19 protein-coding genes are annotated in these 18112 nt (G+C 34.4%); 13 read left to right on the top strand and 6 right to left on the bottom strand.

Annotated features, from left to right (window positions below; genetic code table 11):
• Positions 1-8: 8 nt before the first annotated feature.
• On the top strand, positions 9-713 hold the full coding sequence (locus tag AACP56_RS13705) for a 16S rRNA (uracil(1498)-N(3))-methyltransferase (protein WP_339334989.1): 705 nt from the start codon (positions 9-11) through the stop codon (positions 711-713).
• Here AACP56_RS13705 and AACP56_RS13700 read toward each other — a convergent pair.
• Entirely contained in the window at positions 710-1420 is a 711-nt protein-coding gene (locus AACP56_RS13700; RefSeq protein WP_339334991.1) for a DUF1223 domain-containing protein, read from the bottom strand. The genes AACP56_RS13705 and AACP56_RS13700 overlap by 4 nt on opposite strands.
• A gap of 107 nt (positions 1421-1527) precedes the next feature.
• Between AACP56_RS13700 and AACP56_RS13695 the strand changes: the two genes are divergently transcribed.
• Genes AACP56_RS13695 through AACP56_RS13680 form a run of 4 tightly spaced genes read left to right on the top strand, consistent with a single transcriptional unit; the run spans position 1528 to position 5069 of the window.
• Positions 1528-2178 carry a DUF4159 domain-containing protein gene (locus AACP56_RS13695; RefSeq protein ID WP_339335486.1) on the top strand — a complete coding sequence of 217 codons (651 nt, stop codon included), beginning with the start codon at positions 1528-1530 and terminating at the stop codon, positions 2176-2178.
• A 2-nt stretch (positions 2179-2180) separates the two neighbouring features.
• Positions 2181-3281, top strand: a complete 1101-nt coding sequence (locus tag AACP56_RS13690) for an AI-2E family transporter (RefSeq protein ID WP_339334993.1) — start codon at positions 2181-2183, stop codon at positions 3279-3281.
• A gap of 7 nt (positions 3282-3288) precedes the next feature.
• Positions 3289-4467: a class I SAM-dependent methyltransferase gene (locus AACP56_RS13685; protein ID WP_339334995.1), complete on the top strand. Its 1179-nt coding sequence runs from the start codon at positions 3289-3291 to the stop codon at positions 4465-4467.
• 38 nt (positions 4468-4505) lie between these two features.
• On the top strand, positions 4506-5069 hold the full coding sequence (locus tag AACP56_RS13680) for a hypothetical protein (RefSeq protein WP_339334997.1): 564 nt from the start codon (positions 4506-4508) through the stop codon (positions 5067-5069).
• 73 nt (positions 5070-5142) lie between these two features.
• On the opposite strand, the gene AACP56_RS13675 is transcribed toward AACP56_RS13680, so the two are convergent.
• The 4 genes from AACP56_RS13675 to AACP56_RS13660 are packed head-to-tail and all read right to left on the bottom strand — an operon-like array spanning position 5143 to position 9410.
• A complete protein-coding gene (locus AACP56_RS13675) occupies positions 5143-5859 on the bottom strand; it encodes a M15 family metallopeptidase (protein ID WP_339334999.1) in 717 nt (238 codons plus the stop codon).
• Complete coding sequence (locus tag AACP56_RS13670) at positions 5856-6569, bottom strand: carboxylesterase family protein (RefSeq protein ID WP_339335001.1); 714 nt, start codon at positions 6567-6569, stop codon at positions 5856-5858. Before AACP56_RS13670 ends, AACP56_RS13675 begins: the two co-directional genes overlap by 4 nt.
• A 25-nt stretch (positions 6570-6594) precedes the next feature.
• A complete protein-coding gene (xylA, locus tag AACP56_RS13665; RefSeq protein WP_339335003.1) occupies positions 6595-7920 on the bottom strand; it encodes a xylose isomerase in 1326 nt (441 codons plus the stop codon).
• 11 nt (positions 7921-7931) lie between these two features.
• Positions 7932-9410: a xylulokinase gene (locus tag AACP56_RS13660; RefSeq protein WP_339335005.1), complete on the bottom strand. Its 1479-nt coding sequence runs from the start codon at positions 9408-9410 to the stop codon at positions 7932-7934.
• Positions 9411-9641: 231 nt separating this feature from the next.
• Between AACP56_RS13660 and AACP56_RS13655 the strand changes: the two genes are divergently transcribed.
• From AACP56_RS13655 to AACP56_RS13640, 4 genes are all read left to right on the top strand, one after another.
• Positions 9642-11444 carry a hypothetical protein gene (locus AACP56_RS13655; RefSeq protein WP_339335007.1) on the top strand — a complete coding sequence of 601 codons (1803 nt, stop codon included), beginning with the start codon at positions 9642-9644 and terminating at the stop codon, positions 11442-11444.
• Positions 11411-11878: a hypothetical protein gene (locus AACP56_RS13650; RefSeq protein ID WP_339335009.1), complete on the top strand. Its 468-nt coding sequence runs from the start codon at positions 11411-11413 to the stop codon at positions 11876-11878. Before AACP56_RS13655 ends, AACP56_RS13650 begins: the two co-directional genes overlap by 34 nt.
• Before the next feature lie 12 nt (positions 11879-11890).
• Positions 11891-12436: an outer membrane beta-barrel protein gene (locus AACP56_RS13645; RefSeq protein WP_339335011.1), complete on the top strand. Its 546-nt coding sequence runs from the start codon at positions 11891-11893 to the stop codon at positions 12434-12436.
• A 562-nt stretch (positions 12437-12998) separates the two neighbouring features.
• Complete coding sequence (locus AACP56_RS13640; protein ID WP_339335013.1) at positions 12999-14219, top strand: site-specific integrase; 1221 nt, start codon at positions 12999-13001, stop codon at positions 14217-14219.
• Positions 14220-14328: 109 nt separating this feature from the next.
• Here the strand turns inward: AACP56_RS13640 and AACP56_RS13635 are convergent, their stop codons facing one another.
• The gene (locus AACP56_RS13635; RefSeq protein ID WP_339144556.1) at positions 14329-14892 is read right to left on the bottom strand and encodes a Crp/Fnr family transcriptional regulator; all 564 of its coding nucleotides are present in this window, start codon (positions 14890-14892) and stop codon (positions 14329-14331) included.
• 185 nt (positions 14893-15077) lie between these two features.
• On the opposite strand from AACP56_RS13635, the gene AACP56_RS13630 reads away from it, so the two are divergent.
• From AACP56_RS13630 to AACP56_RS13615, 4 genes are all read left to right on the top strand, one after another.
• A complete protein-coding gene (locus AACP56_RS13630; RefSeq protein ID WP_339144558.1) occupies positions 15078-15815 on the top strand; it encodes a DUF3108 domain-containing protein in 738 nt (245 codons plus the stop codon).
• 44 nt (positions 15816-15859) lie between these two features.
• Positions 15860-16309, top strand: a complete 450-nt coding sequence (locus tag AACP56_RS13625; protein ID WP_339144559.1) for an SRPBCC family protein — start codon at positions 15860-15862, stop codon at positions 16307-16309.
• 104 nt (positions 16310-16413) lie between these two features.
• On the top strand, positions 16414-17142 hold the full coding sequence (locus tag AACP56_RS13620) for a hypothetical protein (RefSeq protein WP_339335015.1): 729 nt from the start codon (positions 16414-16416) through the stop codon (positions 17140-17142).
• Position 17143: 1 nt separating this feature from the next.
• Positions 17144-18088: a hypothetical protein gene (locus tag AACP56_RS13615; RefSeq protein WP_339144563.1), complete on the top strand. Its 945-nt coding sequence runs from the start codon at positions 17144-17146 to the stop codon at positions 18086-18088.
• The last annotated feature ends 24 nt before the right edge of the window (positions 18089-18112 follow it).

The following is an 18112-nucleotide window of genomic DNA, read 5'->3' as shown; positions in this document are numbered from 1 at the left end:
CTGCGCCCATGCAACTTTTTTACAATGCTTCTTTGGACAATAGTTTTAAACAATTCAGTTTTGCTACTGAAGAGAGCAAACACATCATAAAAGTTTTGCGAAAAAAAGAAGGTGATATTTTAAAAATTACAAATGGTAAGGGCTACTTATTTGAAGCAGAAATTTTAGAAGCAAATTCAAAGAAGTGTAAGGCCCAGATTGTATCCTCAGAAAAGACGTTATCCAGATTACACACCCTGCATTTGGCTGTTGCCCCAACCAAAATGAACGACCGCTTTGAATGGTTTTTAGAAAAAGCGACGGAAATAGGCATCAATGAAATTACACCTATCCTATGCGACCACTCCGAACGCAAAGTAATTAAACCCGAACGTTTGGAAAAAGTATTACAATCTGCCATGAAACAGTCCTTACAGACCTATTTGCCCAAGTTAAACCCATTGACAACCTACAAAGACTTTTTAGAAAACGCAGTTGGAGATTTAAAGTTCATTGCGCATTGCGAAGACGAGGAAAAAGTAGAATTAAAAAGACGCCTTGCCGCAGATAAAGATGTTATCATACTAATTGGCCCAGAGGGAGATTTTTCACATGACGAGATTGAGTTTGCTCATGAAAAAGGTTTTGTTCCGGTATCCTTAGGAAGAAACCGTTTACGCACCGAAACTGCGGCTATTTATGCCTGTACTGTGGTATCTATTATCAATAGCTAAATAGCTTTCTTAGCTGCTCCTGTTATATCTGCAGTTTCATTTTCAATAAGTAACAATAAGGTGATTTTATCCTTTTTAGCCACTAAAGATGGAATTTTAACAGTACTATTATCTTTACCATTTTCAAGTTCAATGTACTTTTCAGCTATGACAATATTTGAATTTTTTAGTGTTCTATCTCTATTTTCTCCTCTTTTTACAGAAGTTGTCCTTTCATCCAACACCAAAACCACGCGTAATTGCTTATCCTTAAGTTCACCTTCAATGTTATAATCAAAATTCACATACTCATTATCTTTCGTGACATTGGGAATTGTAATCTTATTTTCCGATTGTAGTTTTCCATATTCAGAAATCTTTGCGGCTAATTTACTTCCGTTGGAGCCCACAAAATGTTCCTTTCCATTCACCACCAATTGCGGTGTATAATTACTTCTGTACCTGAATTTTTGATTATAAAAACGTTGTTTTTTAGTATAGATTGATTTGCTGTACGGATCTTCCCATCCAATATAATTCCAATAATCTACATGATAAGAAAGTGCATAAATCTTATTAGGATATTGCTTCTTGGCCTTATCCAAAAGAATATCCGCAGGTGGACAACTGGAACATCCTTGAGAGGTGAAAAGCTCCAACACTACAATAGGCTCAAAACTCCCAACATCGTCCAACCTAGGTATAATGGTTGCTGTCTTATGAGACAAAAATAATATTGAAGTGAAGAACACTACAGTTAGACCTAGCGTCGGAATTATGATTTTTTTATACATGAAATACCCTATTTTTGAGTTTATTAATTATTCGTCAGCAAATGAAATACCTTACTGGTCTAGCTCTTTTTTTAACTTTTTTTGTGATTGTTCCACTTAGAGCGCAGGAATTGGCCATCCTTAAATATGGTGGAGGAGGCGATTGGTATTCCAACCCAACGGCATTACCAAATCTAATACAATTTTGCAATCAGAACATTGATACGGCAATAGACACAAAACCTGAGACTGTTGAAGCTGGAGATGTAAATATTTTTCAATTTCCATTTTTGCATATGACAGGGCATGGCAATGTTTTTTTTTCTGAGGAAGAAGCGGAAAACCTAAGAATGTATTTATTATCAGGTGGTTTTTTACATATTGATGATAACTATGGCATGGAACCTTATTTAAAAAGGGAACTCGTAAAAGTGTTCCCAAGTAAGGATTTGGAAGAGCTTGGAGCTGACCACCCAATTTTTAACCAGAGGTTTCAATTCTCCGAAGGTTTGCCAAAAATCCATGAACACGATGGGAAAAGACCACAAGCCCTAGGTATATTTCATGAAGGTAGATTAGTACTTCTTTATACCTATGAAAGTGATTTAGGGGATGGCTGGGAAGACCCTTCTGTCCATAACGACCCGGAAGCAATCCGTTTAAAAGCCTTGCAAATGGGAGCAAATATTGTAGCTTACGTTTTTAAATCTTAATAATGACCTCTAAAAACATTGCAAACGGAATTCTAAGGGCAGTATTTATTTTAGCTGCCATTGTTCTTTTAGGTTATTTTCTGTTTAAAATCCAATCTGTTCTGGCCTATTTGGCAATTGCTGCGGTAATCGCCTTGTTGGGTAGGCCAATAGTCCTGTTTCTAAGAAGAAAATTAAAAATGCCCAATCTGCTCGCGGTAATTTTAACCATGCTGCTAATGCTAGGAGTATTTATAGGGGTTTTAGCTCTTTTTATTCCTTTGATCAATGAACAGAGTAAAAATCTATCGCTATTGGATATTGAAGCACTTAAAGCAGATGTAAATACACTTTATCTTCAAATCGTGGATTACTTTGGAATCACAACTTCCAATGTTAATGAAATTATTGAAGACTCGGACATTGAGAAAAATGTTCTAGAAGGTCTTAATCTTAATTTTATCCCCAATTTTTTAAATTCCTTTTTAAATGTATTGAGCAACTTCAGCGTTGGCCTTTTTTCTGTCTTATTTATTTCGTTTTTCTTTTTAAAGGACAGTAAACTTTTCCAAAATGGTATTCTGACTTTTGTTCCTGACAACAAAGAAGGGAACATGGTTAAGTCCATTGATAAAATCAATAATTTACTTTCTAGATATTTTGGCGGCATACTTTTACAGCTTTTTATCCTGTTTGTCATCTACACAATTACGTTATTTATTGTTGGGGTAGAAAACGCTATCGTGATTGCCTTTTTGTGTGCCCTTTTTAACATCATTCCATACGTGGGTCCAATCATTGGAGGAGTGCTTATGATTACCCTTACCATGACCAGTAATTTGGGGATGGATTTTAGCACCGTAATATTGCCAAAAGCACTCTATGTTTTCATTGGTTTAACCATTGGTCAGTTAGTAGATAATTTCTTTTCGCAACCCTTTATTTTTTCTAATTCGGTGAAGTCCCATCCGTTGGAAATTTTCTTAATCATCATCATTGCAGGACTACTTTTTGGGGTGGTGGGAATGGTCATTGCAGTGCCCGGATATACAGCAATTAAGGTGGTTTTGAAGGAATTTTTAAGCGAAAATAGCTTTGTAAAAAAGTTGACTAAGAATTTATAGTTTTAGTTTGAATAAAAACATATTAAAAACTGGTGTTCAGGAATTTATAAAAAATTATTGGGATACTGACATCGTGTCAGTTTTGCTAAAAAAGCAACAATTTGAGGGAGTTTCACAAAAAGAACTCGCAGAACAGCTCGAGGCTAAAAAAAAATGTCAAAATAAGCTCCCCTCTTGGTTTAACGCAGAACAAATTTATTACCCTAACAAACTGAATATTGAACAAACCAGTTCCGAAACCACAGCGCAATATAAAGCTAATTTAGTAAGCGGAAAATCGCTCTTGGACATCACTGGGGGCTTTGGAATCGACAGTCATTTTTTTGCCCAGAAATTACTCCAAATCATTCACTGCGAACTGGACAAAAATTTATCTGAAATTGCCTCTTACAATGCTCAAATTTTAAATCAAAAAAACATCGTTTTTAAAGCACAAAATGGACTGGGTTTTTTGGAAAATTTCAATAAGAATTTTGATTGGATTTATGCCGATCCATCTCGAAGAGATAATGCAAAAGGAAAGGTGTTTAAATTAGCAGATTGCATTCCAAATATTCCAAAAAATTTAGATTTACTATTTGAGCATACCGATTCTATTTTACTAAAAGTATCTCCCCTACTCGATTTAACTTTAGGAATAAAAGAGCTAAAATGGGTAACAGAAATTCATGTGATTGCCGTGCAAAATGAAGTAAAAGAAGTATTGTTTCTTTTGAGAAAAGATGCTGAGGAAAACATTAAGATTAAAACCGTCAACTTAAAAAAAGATGGTGAAGAGCGTTTTGAGTTTTTAAAGAAAGATGAAAAAGAAGCGAATGTGGAATATGACTTACCGCAAAAATATCTCTATGAACCTAATACTGCTGTGCTAAAATCTGGCGGGTTTAAAAGTATTGGTAGTGCCTTTGACTTGAATAAACTTCACGAGCATTCTCATCTATATACTTCAGATACACTAATTAATTTCCCTGGACGGGTTTTTAAAATTCATTCTGTTGTTCCGTATAGTAAGAAAGCTATTTTAAAGCTAGCTATAAAAAAAGCGAATATAACTACACGTAATTTCCCTGAATCCGTGGCAACTATTCGCAGAAAGCTAAAAATTAAAGATGGCGGCGACGACTATCTGTTTTTTACCACCAATTTAAATAATGAACGAGTGGTGGTCCATTGTAAAAAGACATAATTGTACCCTAGTTGAGTATAAAAAATAACTAACAACCAATGAAAAACACTTTTCTTACACTATCATTGTTTTCTGTATTATTAGGATGCAACGAGCAGAAACCAACCCATAAAGAAATTGTCACAAGCTATTTTAATGCATTTAATTCTCGTAACTACAGTCAAATAAAAGCACTGGTTAGCGATAGCCTAACCATTACAGAAGGAGATTTTATCACCACCTTTGACCATGATAGTTACTATGAGCATTTTAAATGGGACTCTATATTTAAACCATCTTATGAGATTTTAGAAATAAAAGAAGAAAACAACCAGGTTTTAGCTACTATAGCTTCAAAATCTGTGCGCTACGAGTTTTTAAAAAACAACCCTTTAACCTGTAAACGTAGAACCTCCTTTACCTCTGGGAAAATCTCTAAAATTGAAATACTGGATTGTATTGATGTGGATTGGACAGTCTGGCAAAAAGAACGGGATTCTTTAGTTGCTTGGACAACTTCGAATCATCCAGAACTAAATGGTTTTATCAATGATTTAACTATGAAAGGTGCTCAAAACTATCTAAAAGCAATGAAACTATATGGGGCTACAAAAGCTCAGTGATAGTCATTGGGAAATACTAAAATTCCATGTTCACTCCAGAAAAAATTAGAACTGATGGTTTTCGTCACGATAATCACTCACACTCCCACTTAAAATTGGCAATTTTAGCATTACTTCCGGCAGACAAGTTATAATGCCACCATTCCGTTCTTATGGACCAAAAACCATGTTTTTCCATGGTTTCCTTGAGTAGTTTTCTATTGTCAAGAATCTTTTGGGGCAAATCTAAGTTATCATGATAGGCACGCTTGCCAAAGAAGTCAAAGTCGGTTCCCATGTCCAATTCATTACCTTCCAAATCTACCAAAGTAATATCCACAGCACCACCCTTATTATGAATAGAGCCTTTAACAGGGTTAGCTACATATTGTGGATTGGGAACTATCTCCCACATTTTATATTGTACCGAGTTGGGTCGGTAGCAGTCAAAAAATTTAATCTTGAAGCCTTTTTCCAAAAAATCCTTGTTCGCTTTTAATAAAGCTTTTGCTGTCTTTACACGGGTATAGCATTCCGCACAATCATACACTTTGGCCTTTAGAAAGTTATTTTCTGTAGCATAGCGCATATCATAGGCAAAATCAGCACTAAAATCTGCCAAACGAATAAAAGTAGTATCTGCCAAACCTTCAAAAGACCGTAATTGTTGGGTTTGAAGCTGTTTTTCTATGGTATCTCTCTGAACGATTACTTTTTCAGATACAGTTTTCTCAACCTTATCTTCAGCCGCTTTTTGTTTGCACGAGATTGAAAACAACGCCAAAAAAACAATACTTAAATACTTTATCATTTTCGTTCTTGTTTTGCCATCCAAGTGTACAATTCTTCATTCAGGTAGGCTTTTTCCCAAGAATTATGCCCCACATCTTGATAACGTGTATACGTGACATCATAACCCATTTCCTTAAGTTTTGCCACCATACCATCCGATTCTTCAACGGATATGACGGCATCCAAATCCCCATGAAAAACCCAGATGGGTAATTTTTTATCTATCCAATGTGCATAAGGCAACGGTGCCATACCACACACTACTGCCAATGCTGCCCATTTCTTGGGGTATTGTACGGCCAAATCCCAAGCAGCACTACCTCCCCTGCTCAATCCAGATAAATAAATACGTTTTGGGTCAACCCGATTAGTTGCCACCACGGAATCCAACAATTGGTTAATTGCATTTATGTTCCACCATTTGCGCTTATGAGGGTTTTGAGGTGCCAATACTAAAAAAGGAAACTGTTTGCCCTCTACTAATAGTTTTGGTGGGCCGTTCTTTTTAATTTCATCCAACTCTCCCCCAGCTTCTCCTCCACCGTGTAGAAATAACAACAAACCGAATTCATCATTTTGATTTTCCTCATATTCAGCTGGGTAATACAGATAATATTGTAGGTTTTCGGTAGTAACGGTCTCAAGTTCAGCATCTATTAGTTGACTTTGCCCAGCGCATCCTTGGACTAAAAAAATTATCAGAAGTGTAAGTGCTGATCTTATTTTCAATACATAGCAATTTTTCATTCCGGTTTTAGCTAAACTGGTTCAATATATTCTCGAAAAGCTCTTGTTTGCCACTAATTTGCTCTGGCTCACCACTATGTTGAGCATAATCGTACAGGTCTTTAAGTTCAAGCTTTCCAGCGGAGAAATCTGCACCTTTACCAGAAGTAAAAGACTTGTACCTTTTATTGAGCAAGGACTCATAAGAAGAATTCTGGATAATATTATCAGCTATTAAGAGTGCTCTGGCAAACGTATCAGCACCCCCAATATGAGCAATAAAAATATCCTCGAGATCAGTTGAGTTTCTTCTGGTTTTAGCGTCAAAGTTAATTCCACCACCTTGTAAACCACCAGATTTTAGGAAAACTAACATTGCCTCTGTAGTTTCCATTACATTATTTGGGAATTGGTCTGTGTCCCAACCATTTTGATAGTCACCTCTATTAGCATCAATACTGCCCAGCATTCCTGCATTCGCAGCAACTTGTAGTTCATGCTGAAAAGTGTGTTGTGCCAACGTAGCGTGATTGACTTCTATATTCAATTTAAAATCATTTTCAAGCCCATATTCCCTAATACTGTTTATTGAAGTAGCCGCATCAAAATCATACTGATGTTTAGTGGGTTCCATGGGTTTGGGCTCTATAAAGAAAGTACCTTTAAAACCTTGACTCCTAGCATAATCCTTCGCCATATTTAAGAAACGTCCTATATTATCCTGCTCTAGCTTCATGTTTGTGTTCAACAAGGACATATATCCTTCTCTACCCCCCCAAAACACATAATTCTCACCACCAAGTTCTATTGTGGCATCTAAAGCAATCTTAACCTGAGCCCCGGCTCTAGCAACAACATCAAAATTTGGGTTGGAGGCAGCTCCGTTCATATATCTAGGATTCGAAAAACAGTTGGATGTTCCCCAAAGTAATTTAACTCCAGAAGCCTCTTGCTTTTGTTTTAGATATTCTACTGTTTTTTGTATTCTTTTCTCCGATTCTACTAAGGTATTAGCTTCGTCCACTAGGTCAAAATCATGAAAACAGTAGTAATCAAAACCCATTTTTGTAATAAATTCAAAAGCAGCATCTGCTTTGTCTTCCGCTGCTTTTATTGGATTCGAAGCTGTAGCCCAAGGAAAGCTTTTTGTTCCAGGTCCAAATGGGTCACCACCAGTACCACATAAGGTATGCCAATAAGCTACTGCAAACTTAAAGTGCTCCCGCATTGTTTTACCAGCAACCAATTGTTCTGGATTATAAAATTTATAAGCTAAGGGATTGTCAGATTTTGACCCCTCATATTTTATTTCACTTATACCCTTAAAAAATTCTTTATCACCTATAACAGCCATGGTTCATTCTATTAATTGATTATTGACTTTAATTCTTTTTTCCAGTTTTCAAAAGCAATCTGGTAAGCCTTTTTATCTTCTGAAGGATGGAAAGATAGTACGTAATCATTTTTCATGAATTCTGAGAATGTATCAAAACCTTTCTCTGTAATAGCACAAGCTCTAGCTGCTCCAATTGCTCCAGTAGTATTATAAATTTCAATCTCTTTATCTATCAAGGTGGCAATAGTATTCGAAAATAGAGAAGACCTAAAAAGATTATCGTTTCCTGCCCTTATTACTTTAGGAACAATACCATCAGATTCCATAATTTCAATTCCATATACAAATGAAAATGCAATACCCTCTAGTGCTGCTCTACACATGTGGGCCTTATTATGCCTGTTCAAATTCAAATTAAGAACTCTTGTACCTATATCTTGGTTGTTGAGCATCCTTTCTGCACCATTACCAAAGGGAAGTATACATAGGCCGTCAGCTCCAACAGTTACTGTAGCCGCTAAATCATTCATTTCTTGATATGATTGTACATCAAAATTATTCAATAACCACCTATACTGAATTCCTGCACCATTTATACATAGTAATTTTCCAATATTTTTTAGAACTCCTTTTTTATAATTTACATGCGCAAAATTGTTGACTCTCGAGCTTTCTTTAACCGATAAATTATCCGTTACCGCATATACTACACCTGATGTTCCTCCGGTAGCTGCAACTTCCCCAGGATTAAATACATTGAGTGAAAGTGCATTGTTAGGTTGGTCACCAGCACGATATAAAATAGATGTCCCCTCTTTAAGTCCACTTTCAGTTGCACCCTTGCTCGAAACAATTCCTTGATTACTAAAAGTTGTTGCTACATCAGGAATCATACCTTTTGGAATTCCATAATAATTTAAAATATCCTGTGAGATTTCATCTTCTTTGAAATCCCAAAAAATACCTTCTGATAAACCAGAAATTGTTGTATTGATTATATCTGAAAATCTATAGGCTATATAATCGCCTGGTAACATGAACTTAAAAATACTATTGTAGATTTCGGGTTCATTCTCTTGTACCCATCTTAACTTAGAAGCTGTGAAATTAGCTGGCGAATTCAATAAATGTTCATCACATTTTTTGGCACCTATCTTTTGATAAGCTTTATTCCCAATTTCTACAGCTCTGCTATCACACCAGATAATAGAGTTTCTCAAGGAATTTCCATCTTTATCTACTAACACCAATCCATGCATTTGATAAGCAATGCCAATGCCTTGAATATCGTTCTCAGAAACTTCACTTTCCATTTTGATGCGCTTGATGGCTCTACAAGTATAATGCCACCAGTCTTTAGGATTCTGTTCAGCCCATCCTTTTTCAGGAGCAGAAATCGACATCTCTTTTTCTGGTTCTTGCACGAGGTGCTTACTCAAGCCCGTAGCAACTTCTACCAAGGCCACTTTTATAGAAGAACTCCCTAAATCTATTCCTAAATAATACATTTGAGAAATAACAAAAGTTATTTCTCAAATGTAGCAAATGTTATACTTAAAAAGGGAAGATTAATATATGCAAATTTATTTTATAGATAGAATGGAAAGAAGAATACAGTATTTAGATTGAACATAGCATATTGATAAAAATTTATATTTTTTTAACAGTAAAAATCTTCTTTTTTAAGGAATATTATCTTTCTTGTTAAGAACATTAACACTGACCTAATCATAAAAACGATGAAAAAAAACCTTTTACTACGTAACCTAATAATAGTTTTTTCAACCATTATAATATTTATAAGTTGTCAAAAAGAAGATGATTTCATTAACAATGAAAATGTTGATTCTGTAATCGAAGAAGAAATTTTTCTTCAAGGAGAAATGCTAAAAAATCCATATGAAATTTCCAATATTCGACAAGCCTACCTAAAAGTATTGGGCGAAATTGAACAAGGAGACGTTAAAACTGGAAAAGGTTTTAAGATGACTTCCAAAGGAGACACAACCCAAATTGAACCAAATTATCTTTATGTACGATTTGACCCTAAAAACACTAGGCAAGAACAAAGGCTTAAGGAGAAAAAGAGATTTACGGTTGTGGATTACCCTCTAGAATACGAAAATCCAAATGACTATAGAAAAACCATAAAAAGGGATGAGGATGAAATCTCTTCTTATTGGACAAGTGTGCCCATTGGAAAGAAATTACCGAAGAATATACCCTATGTAATACTTCAAGAAATGTATATCCCTGAAAAGGACCCAAAATATGACAATAAAAAGGGAGGAAATGATGCCACTAAAAGAGGTGAAGTTAATGATGAAATAGATTTCATGAATCATTTATTAGAAGAGGCTTATGCCGCAACGGATAATGAAGACTTATTGCCAGATCCTCCAATTGATAAAAAAGGTGAAACTTGTGAAACATGCTTTTTGGGAATTAACCTTCGTGCAAAATGGAATCCTAGTGGGAATATTCAAATATGGGATGACCATGTTGGAACAACTTCAAGAACTGTAAGAGATTGTCGTGATGAAGTAAGTTATGATTACACTCCATGTTATAACGGGGATTATGCAAACTGCCCAAGAACGGTCACTACCACTGTTTGTACCAACAGAACAGTACAGGAAAATGGAAGTTATATTCCTTTAGTTGGAGCTCAAGTTTTGATAAGAGATACTTGGACTTTAGGAAACGCAATTACTGATAATAATGGGGATTATCGTTTTAGTTCTGTGCGAGCAAAAGTAAAATATCTTATTCAATGGGAAAGATACCAATATAGTGTTCGTGATAATGGTGGACTTTTTCAAGCTGAGGATAAAGGTCCAAAGCTATATAAACAAGCATGGAACTATCAAATAAGAGGCGGTCGTATGGAATACCGTGCTAATATTCATAGAGCTGCTCATAACTACTACTATGGAAATATAAATGGTCTAAGAAGACCACCAAATAACTTTACCAATAGACAAACCAAGATAAGAGCAAGGGAAACATGTTGTGATGGGGTCAACGAGTTTTACCTACCTTATTTGACTGGGGGTATTTGGCCAACCATTACAATAAAAGAGTATAGAGCACCATCAAGGGATGTTTTTTCTACAACAACCCACGAAATTGCGCACTCTACACATGCGGCAAACTCTGTGATAAATTTTCCCTTGGCAACAAAAAGACATCGAGAGAGTTATGCAGAATTTATTGAGACAATAATAACTAATAGGTACTATCAAAATCTTACTGGGAATCCCAATTTTGAAATTAATGGATTTAGACAGGGGTTTACTCGAGCTGAAGAGAATGTATATACTTCTTTTTTCATAGATTTATGGGATGATTTTAACCAAAGAACTAGACTGGGTGATAATGCGCTGCCGAACGATTTGGTAGAAGGTTATACTTTTCGCCAAATTGAAGATGCAGTATTTAAAAGAACTGATTATTCAGGTGTTGTGAGAGAGCTACAAAAACTAAATAATCCAACTGAAAATCGATTATGGGAATTAAGAAATCATTGGGGATCAAAATAATTGTTGTATGTGTCGTCTTTTTTTGTTCATGCGGTCCTGACTATAACGAAGAGTTTATAGATTTTGTAATAATCAATGAGTCTGGCATTGATATTAGAATAAATCCTAACCCTCCTATTAGTGAACAATTCCCTACGAGTGTAAGGTCGTCTTTTTTAGTTGCAAATAATGATGCTTTTTCTGAGGTAATTGAAATAAACACTAGAGATGCTAATTTTTCATTCCGTACATTTTTTGGGACAGACAATATTGAAATTATATATGGCAATGAACGAAAAGTATCATATTCTTGTGCAAACGGTGATGAAAGCAACAATTGCGAAAATTCAAGAAATATATTGTCATTTAGGGCGAATTCAGATAATCGAGCTGAATATATTTTTACTGTAAATGATTTTGATATAGCAATGCCTTGTGATGGGAATTGTAATTAACTACTATTTTTTATGATAAAAAAAATTGTTTTAGGTCTAATTTTATTTTCAGTGTCATTCAATTCTTTACAATGTCAAAATAAGACAAATACCCCAGAATTTGGAGTCCATCTTGGCTATGCATTGATAGATATCAATTCAAATATTTTTGGAGGCGATACCCAATCTGGTTTTTTTCTTGGCGCATCCCTAGATTTTTCAGTTTCCAAAAGCCTAAGCCTCCAACCAAAAATTCTTTATGCAAGCTATAGTGATGTTGGTTTTTTGCACATACCTATCTTTTTAAGTTATGAAACAAAAACTGGTATCTATTTTAGTACTGGACCGCAACTGACAATAATTTTAGATGACCCTTTCAATACTAATAAAGAGTTGGGCTTAGATTTAGGTTTGGGTGTAGGATATGATTTTTCTAATAGCGTTTTTATTGAAGCTAGGTATTCATTTGCACTAACCAATAGATTTAATGAGGATATCAACTTTGACGATGAAGCCTTTTCAGATACGCCAAACCTTAAGTATAATAATTTCTTATTTGGTATTGGATACAAATTTTAATCCTTATTATTTATAATTAAGCGCGTAATATTTGATGCATCCCCCATGCTAAGGACCGTTAAAGTTAGTATTATGGGAATTATGATTAGAATGTTTCAAAGCCAAAAGGTCACACATGCTATGAATTTTTAAAGTTTAAATAATTTTTATTGTTGGCCATTTGAGAAAAGCCAAGAAATTTTTCTTAGCTTTTCTCTTTTTACCATGAATAGCATATCCACTACTAAGTCTGTAAATGTTACGCAATTCAATCTTATTGAAACAAAATAAACTTTGTAGTACCAAATTTTGCGTGAGAAGTGTTTGCAAATAAAAAAGCCTCAGAAGGTATAAATCTTCTGAGACTACAATAGTATTGGTGATCGCGATAGGATTCGAACCTATGACCGTCTGCTTAGAAGCTTCTTTAAAGGAACTTCTTCAAAATAGAAGAGTCAATATAATTTATTGATTTACAAATACTTAAATAATATTTGATAGTAATTGAAATGATTTGATATCATCCATTTGTTTGCAAATTGTTTGCAAATTGTTTGCAAATTTTTTAAGTATCTTTAAGAATATGAGGACATATTTGACCCTTTTATTGGATACTAGAAGAGCAAAAAAAGATGGTTCCTTTCCTATAATTTTTCGTCTTACACACCTACGGAGAACTACCTCGATTTCTACCGGTTATTCAATATTAGAAAAATATTGGGATTCTAAAAAATGTACAATTAAAAGGAACTATACTAGAGTAGAATCCATTGCTAGGCTAAACACTTTGCTTCTTAAAGAGGAAGCAAGGGCAAATGATATCATTAATCAACTATATGATAAGGGAAAGCTTAATTATTTTTCTATTACTCAGGTAAAAAATAGGATCACCCGAAACAATACCTATGATTCATTTTATAAATATGGAGAATTACTTTCTGAGGAATTGAAAGTCTCACATCAATATGGCACGTCTAGGAGCTATAGAGGAATTATTTCCATACTAAGGACTTTTACCAAAGGAAAAGACTTAAAGTTTAATGAACTCAACTATGACTTTATAAAGCGATTTGAACGCTACCATCTAGCTAAAGGAAACAGCATCAATAGTCTTTCAGTTTATCTAAGAGCTATTAAGGCTATTTATAACAAAGGTATCAAAGCCGGACTGGTTGAAAAAGAAGCTTATCCATTTGCTAATTATTCCATACGACAAACTCCAACAGAAAAGCGAGCACTGAATATTGATGATATTAGAAAAATTATGGAACTAGAAATTCCGAAGGATATGGTTTTGTATCGATACCGAAACTATTTCATTTGTTCTTTTCTATTATATGGGATGAACTTTACAGATATGTGCTATCTCAAATTGAAAAATATTGTAGATGGTAGAATCAAATTCAGAAGAAGAAAAACTTCTAAACTATATGATATCAAAATAACGGAGCAATTAGCTCAAATTCTTATCATATATCTAAAGGGAAAGGGTAAAGAGGACTATATTTTCCCAGTAATAAAAAGAGAAAATCCAGAACTACAAGAGCGAGAGATTTCTTGGGAACGCCAACGCTACAATAGAGGCTTAAAGACTATAGGGGAAATGTGTGGTATTGAACAAAGACTAACCACATATGTTTCGCGTCACAGTTTTGCCACACAAGCTATGCTCAACAATGTACCTTTGCAAGCTATCTCTGCCATGCTTGGTCATAGTAAACTAAACACCACCCAAATTTACCTAAAGTCTTTACCAACAAATATACTTGATGATTATAATCAGCAGTTGATAGAAATGATATAGGAAAAGTGAATAGTTCCTAAAAATTTAATAAACCAACTAGTTTTAAAAAAAGCCGGTTTAACTAAACCTATTCTATGAAAACTATTTTTCATCGAAAAGCATCAAAAAATCATCTACCTGAACGGATTCTGCTCAATGTCTCTTGGGTCATTCCTAAATACGAGGCTATCATGCTTAACGGAACTCTTTGTAAGATACCAGGGTGAGTGTTGATGAATATTTCATAACGTTCTGCGGCAGTATTAAAATGAATGTTGTCAAGTCTTTTGTCTAACAATAAGATTCCTTGATTACTAAATAGTCGGCCTATTTTTTCGAGTTCACGGCTAGAAGAAAACAGTTCTTCCAATTTAGCATATTCAAATTTCCATAAGACACATGGCTCCAAAGTTTCTATCCATTTATTGCTTGGCTCTCTTGTAAAAAAACTTCCAATGGCTCCAACAAATTCATTTTCTGGGCCTATCCAACAAGTCACATCTTTACCATCTTTATAGAGATAGATTCTGATCAAACCTTTCTCTACAAAATAAAGGTTATTGCATACATTGCCTTCTTCAAGAAGTATCGTTTTAGATGGGTATTCTACCCTTTCGATAGTACTAAGCAGTAGCTTTTCATTTTCGGGGGACAAATTACCAATATCCCGGAAGGTTCTCAATAAGTTTTCCATTCCACGTATTCTCTATTTTTTAATCTTCAAGGTTTCATTTCTAAGACGCTATCACAAGTGTTTTGTTACTTCAAATTTTCACTTTCTTATCATCTATATGTTACGCTCCCTATTATTTGATATATATCAAATATATTCTATTGGCAAATTTTCATTTTTGCCATTCATCAATCAATAATATAAACATGAAAAAAATCGTCCTATTCTCTTTATTCTGCTTAATTAGTACATCAACAGTAATATCTCAAAATGCAATTAACCCATCAAATCTCAAGATAGACAAAGCCTTTATATTTCCAGAAAAGTACACAATGAATATGTTCTTTATTGTGGATTCTCAAAAAATACCAATGGGGAAAATTCATACCTCATTAGTTAAAGTAAACGAGAATATTGCTATCATAACCAAGTTACAAATGCCAAATCAAACGGATGGTCAATGGATAGATAGCACCGTTGTTAATTCTACAAATTTTAAGCCTTTATATCATTCGTCAAAAAACCCTCAACGAGAAATGGTTATGGAATTTGGTAAAAAAATCACCGGTTATTATAAAGATTTAATGACCGGTTCTAAAACTCAAATTTTAGAGACGACTATTGAACCTTTTTTTGACAGCAACTTTTACCCTTATCTAATACGGTTACTACCGCTTGAAGATGAATATGCTACTGCAATATACATGTTTGATTACAACCCAAAATCAAAAATTGGAATTATGAAAGCAACCATTTTGGACACTAAGTCAAGTGAAATTGATTTTAATGGAAAAGAAAGAAAAATTTGGGTGGTTAAAACCACTAATGACATTTCTGATAATAAATTCATTACCACCTTCTATATAGATAAAACAACAAGACAAACACTGAAACAGGTTACTGAAAATGAACGTGGGCAACTTGTTATGGAGCGCACAGAATAAGTAACCATTGACACAATCAAAGTCAATTAAATAAACACCTATAAATGAGCAAAGAAAATAGAACAATAGAATTAGAAAGAACCATTAATGCACCACTAAAACTGGTTTGGAAAGTGTGGACAAACCCAGAACATATTGCCAAATGGTGGAGTCCCAAAGGAATGGAAACCCAAATAAACCATTACGAATTTAGTGAAGGGAACACCTGGAAATATATTATGAAGCTGCCAAATGGACAAGAATTTATTGCTGAAGGCCAATTTAAAGAGATTGAAGCTCCCATTAAAATTGTAACCGAAGCCCATTTTCGTCCAAAAACTGAAGGTGTTCTTCTGGAAACACTCTTTGAGAATCAAGGGTTACAAACCAAATTAAAATTTAATGTGGTACACCCCACCGAAGAATACAAACTGGCACAAGAACAAATGGGCGTAGATAGCGGATGGGAAGCAGCTATTGATAGGTTTGCTGAATGTATATGGAATTTATCATAATCAAAAAATCATATCAACATAAGATTCCATCGAATCAGTATAACCACTACAATAATACTATTTGAAAATAGACGAGTGAATTTCAGCGTAAAATACTTCTTGGATTGGAAGAAAATCAAGTTATGACCAATACCCTTAAAATCAGCATTTTTCTATTCCTAATGGTTCGGAGCATTGGATTTTCGCAACAAAAACAAGATAGTTTAGCAAATAGGATTTCAAAAATTAGTACAGCTACCACTGCAGAAAAATCAACAAAATCTTCCATTCCAGTAGAAACGATGTTCGGTAATCGAAAAGTAAACTATCTGTCAATATTAAATAATAAGTTAGGGAACAGTAAGAAGTTAAGTTATTTCAGTGTAATCACTATTGCTGCTCCATATGATAAGACCAATGGCCCTAATGAATTAATTGTTTCTAACGCATTGACTTATAAATTAAGTAAAAAATTGTTTGCTACGGGAGGGCTGCAGTACCATTTTCTAAAGGGAGTTGTTCCTGCTAGTGGTTTCCAGTTTTTTCCCGCAAATGCCAAATGGCTATTTGTTCTTAGTTCAAGCATTGCTTTTGCGTTAAACACTAGCTTTCAAAATGTTGGTATTATGGAGTTTAAGCCTTGTATTTCAAATATATTAAAGCTATACACCAGAGTACAGGGAATTTATAACATTAAATTAAAAAATAACCTTCATGAAAGAAGTCTTCTTTATCTACGTACGGGACTTACTATTAAAAGAACCAGTTTGGGTTTAGGTTTTAATATGGACTTTTACGGTCCTGATAAAACAAAACAGGAGAACTTTGGGATTTTTATCCATCAATTGTTGTGATATGATTGATATTTTAAAAAAAGTAAATAGCTATCCATCCATCTTGCTACTATTAATATTTATGTGTAGTTGTAAGAGTACCAATCTTTCGTATTTCAACAAAACGCTTCCTACCACAACACCGGTATTATTTGCTCCTAATTTGGTCAATACTAATAGGATTGAACTTAATGTGGTTTTTAATTATGATCATACAGAAATGTTCTTCTCAAGAATTGTAGAGAATAGTTTTGTGATACATCATTCTGAACTTATAAATGGTGAATGGTCCAATATCGAACCCGTTAAAATGTATGCCGATGATGTTTTAGTTTCTGTTGCCTGTGACCCTACTATTACTAAAGACGGAAAAACCATGTATTTTCTTGGTGTTGACCCAGGGTTATATACTAATGATGTTACTAGAGAAGAACTTTATAAAATACCTCCAGACATTTATAGAAGCAGAAAAGTGAAAGGAAAGTGGGAGTTAGCCTCTAAAGTGGATTTTTCAGTTTCCACTGAATATATAGAAACCTATCCTGTGGTTACGGCTGATGGGAGTTTATATTTTCGTTCAAACAGACCCAATAATAAAGGAGGAATGCAGACCTATCGTGCGCATTACCTGGGAGATGGAAAATTTGAAACACCTGTTTTAGTAAACCTTAAGACAGAGCACAAAGAACTAATAACCTATGTTTCACCAGATGAGCGATATGCCATTACCAATGGACAGGGTAGATTTCAAATAACGTTTAAAAAAAATGGCGAATGGACTAAACCGAAAGAAATACCCTTAAACTATGATAGTGATTGGAGGTATTATTGTCCTTACATGTCTTCAGATGGAAAGTATTTTTTCTATTCCAGACGATACAATGACCCCAACAAAAAAGGATGGGTTGGAGTGGAAAAAGGAGAGGTTTATTGGGTAAGCGCAGACATACTTTTAGACGTAAAATAGAATAAAATTTCAGTAAAAAAATTA

This window comes from Croceitalea sp. MTPC6 (assembly GCF_036985525.1).
Taxonomy (GTDB): Bacteria; Bacteroidota; Bacteroidia; order Flavobacteriales; family Flavobacteriaceae; genus Croceitalea.
Note: the sequence above shows the minus strand (reverse complement) of the source record. Positions and strands in the feature narration are given on the sequence as shown.